This window comes from Streptomyces sp. WAC05292 (assembly GCF_003949955.1).
GTDB lineage: Bacteria > Actinomycetota > Actinomycetes > Streptomycetales > Streptomycetaceae > Streptomyces > Streptomyces globosus.
The window spans coordinates 1-2,356 of record NZ_RPSE01000616.1; the positions used below are offsets into that span (position 1 = coordinate 1).

Sequence of the window (2,356 nt, forward strand, 5' to 3'; positions counted from 1 at the left end):
CCCCGATGCAGCCCAATCCGCGCACCTCACCCCCCGACCCCGCCACGCAGCCGCCCGGCGTACCGGCGCACCCGCGCCACGTCCTCGGGAAACCACCCGGTCCATCCCCGCCGCAGCGACGTCCACGCCACGGCCTGCCCGTCCTCGCCAAGGGGCGTGCGGTCGGCGGCTCTTGCGGTCGAGTGCGCTCCAAGTCCTAGACTGGCGCGGCCTCCCCCACCCCACCTGCGACGGAGCACCCGCATGCGCTACCGCGTCCTCGGCAAGACCGGCATCGAGGTCAGCACCCACTGCCTCGGCACGATGATGTTCGGGGGCGTCGGCAACCCCGACCACGAAGACGCCGCCCGCATCATCCACACCGCCCTCGACGCGGGCGTCAACTTCGTCGACACCGCCGACATGTACTCGGCCGGCGAGAGCGAGGAGATCGTCGGCAAGGCCCTCAAGGGCAGACGCGACGATGTCGTCCTCGCCACGAAGGTGCACTTCCCGCTCGGCGAAGGCCGCAACCGCAGCGGCAATTCCCGCCGCTGGATCCTCAAGGCCGTCGAGGACAGCCTCCGGCGCCTGGACACCGACTGGATCGACCTCTACCAGGTGCACCGGCCCGACCACACCACCGACATCGAGGAGACGCTGTCCGTCCTCGGCGACCTCGTGACCGCAGGCAAGATCCGGGCCTTCGGCTGCTCCACGTTCCCCGCAGAGGACCTCGTCGAGGCCCACCACGTCGCCGAGCGGCGCGGGCTGATGCGGATGCGCACCGAGCAGCCCCCGTACTCGATCCTCGCGCGCGGCGTCGAGCGGTCCGTGCTGCCGACCGCGCAGCGCCTCGGCATGGGCGTCCTGACGTGGTCCCCGCTCGCGTCCGGGTTCCTCTCCGGAGCCGTCCGGCAGGGCCGGCCCGTGGACCTCACCACCGGTCGCGCCGCGCGCACCCCGCACCGCTTCGACCCCGCCCTCCCCGGCAACGCCGCCAAGTTCGCGGCGGTCGAGGAACTCGTCGCCCTGGCCGGGGAGATCGGCTGCACCCTCCCGGAGCTGGCCGTCGCGTTCCCGCTCGTCCACCCCGCCGTCACCTCTGTGATCATCGGCCCGCGCACGATGGACCAGCTGACCTCCCTGCTCAAGGGGGCCGACCTGCTGCTCGACGACGCGGCCCTCGACCGCGTCGACGAGATCGTGGCACCCGGCACCGACCTCTACCGGGCCGACGGCGTCTGGCAGCCGCCGTCGCTGACCGACACCGCGGCGCGCAGGCGCCCGCCCGCGGACCGCCCGGCAGCAGCCTGACGCCTCCCCGCGCATCCGGGTACACGGGTGGACGGCAGGTCAGCCGCCCCGGTGCTCCGCCTGCCGGTGGGCGTGCCAGTCCGCGAGGCCGCCGGCGCCCAGCACACCGACGTCGGCGGCCAGTTCGGCGCGCGTACGGGTGCGCAGTTCGCGGCGGGCGATGCGGGCGACCACCGCCGGGAACAGCGGCCGCAGCGGCTGGCACCACCGCAGCCAGGGCGGCGCGTACACGGACGGGGAGCGGCGGGCGATCCCGTCGGCCATCCAGGACGCGACCTGCTCGGGCGGGTGGACGCGGCGGGCGAAGCCCGGCTGATGGCGGCGCAGGGCCCGCAGGACGGGGTGGTCGTCGATGCCGCTGACCATGTCGGTGCCGGTCCAGTGGACGTAGGCGATGCCGACGGCGACCCCGTCCGGCTCGACCTCGCCCCGCAGCGCCAGCGCGAACGACTCCACACCCGCCTTGGAGGCGCAGTAGGCGCTCATCATGGGCGCCGAGCCCAGCGCGGCGGTCGAGGCGACCTGGAGGAAGTAGCCGCGCGTGCGGGTCAGGTGGGGCAGGAAGGCCCGGGCGGTGTTGGCGGATCCGGTGAGGTTGACGTCGATGACGCGCTGCCACAGGTCGGCGGCGGTGTCGGCGAACGGGCCGCCGACGGCGATGCCCGCGTTGGCGGCGACCACGCTGGCCGGACCGAGCGTCTGCTCCACGTACCGGGCGGCGGCGCGCAGGGCCGCGTCGTCCGTGACGTCCGCCTCGCAGCAGACGCTCCGGTGCGGCAGGGTCGCGGCCGTGGCGCGCAGTGACGCCTCCTCGCGGCCCAGCAGGGCGACGTGCATCCCGGACTCCGACAGGTTCCGCGCCAGCGCCGCCCCGATCCCGCGGGCGGCCCCGGTGACGACCGCGACCCGCCCGCGCAACGGCGTGGCGCTCCCGTGCCGACCGCCGGAGAGGATCTCGCGCATCCCGTCCTCATTCCTCCGCGGGGGACCCGACGGACGCCGATCGTCCCCCTCGGCCGCCCGACACCCCCGCACGACACGCCCCCCATCACACCCCGCC

The 2,356-nt window shown here is 74.8% G+C and carries 2 protein-coding genes; one reads left to right on the plus strand and one right to left on the minus strand.

Going from position 1 to position 2,356, the window contains the following annotated elements; all coding sequences use genetic code 11:
* Positions 1 to 243 precede the first annotated feature (243 nt).
* Positions 244 to 1,296, plus strand: coding sequence for an aldo/keto reductase (locus EF903_RS31680; protein WP_125548413.1), 1,053 nt, complete (start codon positions 244 to 246; stop codon positions 1,294 to 1,296).
* A 39-nt stretch (positions 1,297 to 1,335) separates the two neighbouring features.
* Here EF903_RS31680 and EF903_RS31685 read toward each other — a convergent pair whose 3' ends face one another.
* Positions 1,336 to 2,259: an SDR family oxidoreductase gene (locus EF903_RS31685; RefSeq protein ID WP_125548414.1), complete on the minus strand. Its 924-nt coding sequence runs from the start codon at positions 2,257 to 2,259 to the stop codon at positions 1,336 to 1,338.
* Positions 2,260 to 2,356: the final 97 nt, after the last annotated feature.